The sequence below is a fragment of the Aquicoccus porphyridii genome (genome assembly GCF_008369105.1).
GTDB classification, from domain to species: domain Bacteria; phylum Pseudomonadota; class Alphaproteobacteria; order Rhodobacterales; family Rhodobacteraceae; genus Aquicoccus; species Aquicoccus porphyridii.
Genome location: NZ_VINQ01000046.1, coordinates 1 through 2,308, shown reverse-complemented (window position 1 = coordinate 2,308; position 2,308 = coordinate 1). Strand labels below are relative to the sequence as shown.

Annotated in this window: 3 protein-coding genes; all 3 read left to right on the top strand. The window is 61.0% G+C overall.

Annotated elements, in window-relative coordinates; translation table 11 throughout:
- The first annotated feature begins 148 nt into the window (after positions 1–148).
- The 3 genes from FLO80_RS21605 to FLO80_RS21595 all read left to right on the top strand — a co-directional run bounded on the left by FLO80_RS21605 (position 149) and on the right by FLO80_RS21595 (position 2,242).
- Complete coding sequence (locus FLO80_RS21605) at positions 149–877, top strand: DUF736 family protein (RefSeq protein WP_088726116.1); 729 nt, start codon at positions 149–151, stop codon at positions 875–877.
- Positions 878–1,032: 155 nt separating this feature from the next.
- The gene (locus FLO80_RS21600; RefSeq protein WP_246156786.1) at positions 1,033–1,536 is read left to right on the top strand and encodes a hypothetical protein; all 504 of its coding nucleotides are present in this window, start codon (positions 1,033–1,035) and stop codon (positions 1,534–1,536) included.
- A 163-nt stretch (positions 1,537–1,699) separates the two neighbouring features.
- Positions 1,700–2,242, top strand: coding sequence for a rhomboid family intramembrane serine protease (locus FLO80_RS21595; protein ID WP_246156785.1), 543 nt, complete (start codon positions 1,700–1,702; stop codon positions 2,240–2,242).
- Positions 2,243–2,308: the final 66 nt, after the last annotated feature.

Genomic DNA, 2,308 nt, shown 5'->3' with positions numbered 1-2,308 from the left:
CTGATCTTCGCAATCGTCTCCACAACCAACATCCCCAACTCGCTCCCTCATGCATCTGAGGAAGCATCAAAACAGAAATATCAGGGGGGTCACTTTTGGACGCCGATTACCCCGCTACGGGGTCAATTTTGCACGCCTGTTCACACCCATGTTCGCAGGAAACCTCACCCGCAATGCCGAAACCGCAGCCGCCGAGTACACCGGCATGATCCACTCGTCACGCTTTGACATCGCCATCCAGCTTGAGGCACGGGCCAAGATGTCCGCGCGCAGTCCGGATTACGACGTGACGGCCGTCAACAAATCGGGCCGCAAGGTCCGCATCGGCACGGCCTGGAACGAGACGGGCAATACCAGCGGAAACCCCTATATCTCGATGCAGATCGATGTGGGCCTCGGCCCGTTCCGGGTCAACGCGGTGCAGACGAAAGAGGCGCGCGCGGCCCAGAGTGGCGCGTTCGAGATCATCCCTCTGGTCTCGAACGGCCTGATGAAATCCGGCTCGCTCTCGGGCGAGCTCACCGCCATGGACGCCGACAACGCCTTCACCGGCTACATCGCCAACATGATGTTCGATCTGGAGTTCATCCTGATCGAGAACAGCTACAAGACCGAGGAGACCCACCCCGACTACCGGATCGAGGTCAGCTCGCCCCGGGGCACGCCGATCCGCGTCGGCTCGGCCTGGATGGCCAAGAGCAGCCGCACGGGCAATGACTACTTGTCGCTGCTGATCAACACGCCTGATGGGGACCTGCGCGTCAACGCCGTGCAGAACGAAGAGCAGCGCGGCGGGCAGACCTTCTCGATCATCCCGTTCATCGACAGCGGTGAGCAGCCGCAGGACGCGGGCGCGGGGCTGTCGCTGGTCGCGTAGTTAGCGCACGCAGTTAGACGATACGTACCGAAAGGGGAGCCGTGGGACCACGGTTCCCCTTTTCCCATGTCCGTTTGCGTCAAGGACGCCACCCGCTTGCGATCTGCTGACTATGATATACGATAATATATTATTGAATGGACGAGGGTAGGCGCATGGTGGCGAGACTGGGAAAAGCTCCGTGGTTCGAGAGCTTTGATGTAGACGCCGAGGTTGCAGAGCTTCTTGCTCATATCGAGCGTTGCACCGGATTTGCGCTGCCTGAACGACAGCGTGATGTCATCATGACCCATGCAAGGGCAAAGCTCGACAGGACAAGGCATGCATATCTGGAGGCCAAGGCGGCGGGAAAGCCGGTGTCCACATCGCGCCGCGCCTATCTGACCGACCTTCAGGACACGATCTTTATGGCGATCCCGGAAGAGAACCTCGCGCGGATGCCCCTGAGCGATCAGGTTCTCAACGATCCATCATTTTACGCGGACGCCATGCACTATGCCGCCGCGATCAGCGAGGATGAGCTCTTCATGGCGCTGTCCTCTTCGCTGAAGGACATGACCGTTCAAGACGCCCAGGCCTTTGTCTCAAAGCTCTGGCACGGCGCGATTGACGACAATGCCCGCAAATATGCCGAAGCGTTGAAGCGCCCCGAGCGTTAAATCATGCCGCTGCGGCCTGGGAACACCGTGTAAGATCGGAGCCATTCTCTTGGCTTGAGCCCTACCGAGTTTGGCCGCCGCGAACCCCCTTTCCCGGAGGTGGCACCCTGTGCAGCGCGCGAAAGCCGTTGAAGGCGCTGTGGGGACGACTACTGTCGCCAACATGATGAACCGGGATCATATGCGCGTCTTCTTCCGGCGCACCGCGGCGCTTGCCGCCTTTGTCGCGCTGCTCTGGGCGGTTCAGGTTGTCAATTGGATCACCGGCTACGGCCTGAACCCGGCCTTCGGCCTGATCCCCAGGCACGGCAGCGGGTTAGATGGTGTCATCGCTATGCCCCTCCTGCATGGGAGCTTCTCGCACCTGATGGCCAATACGCCGCCGCTCCTGGTGATGGGTGGGCTGCTGGTGGCAACAACCACGCGAGGCTTGCTGTCGGTGAATGCCGTGGTGATCGGCCTCGGCGGTGCTCTTGTCTGGCTGTTCGGAAGCTCCGCCATCCATATCGGAGCGTCAGGGCTGGTCTTCGGCTGGTTCGGCTTCCTCATCGCGCGCGGTCTTGTGGATCGCTCCCCGATCACGCTGGGCGCGGCACTGGTGGTCGGTGTCCTCTATGGCTCTATTTGTCAATCGGCATCCAAAGCTGACCCCCTATCGGCATTCAAAATTGACCCCTTTGAGCTGAGCAGGCCCGGCGCTGCGTAGCCCTCACATAGCGCAGCGGCGGCGGGCCTGCGGGGGTCCGGGTTGGCGCTATGCGCGGTTCTTGAA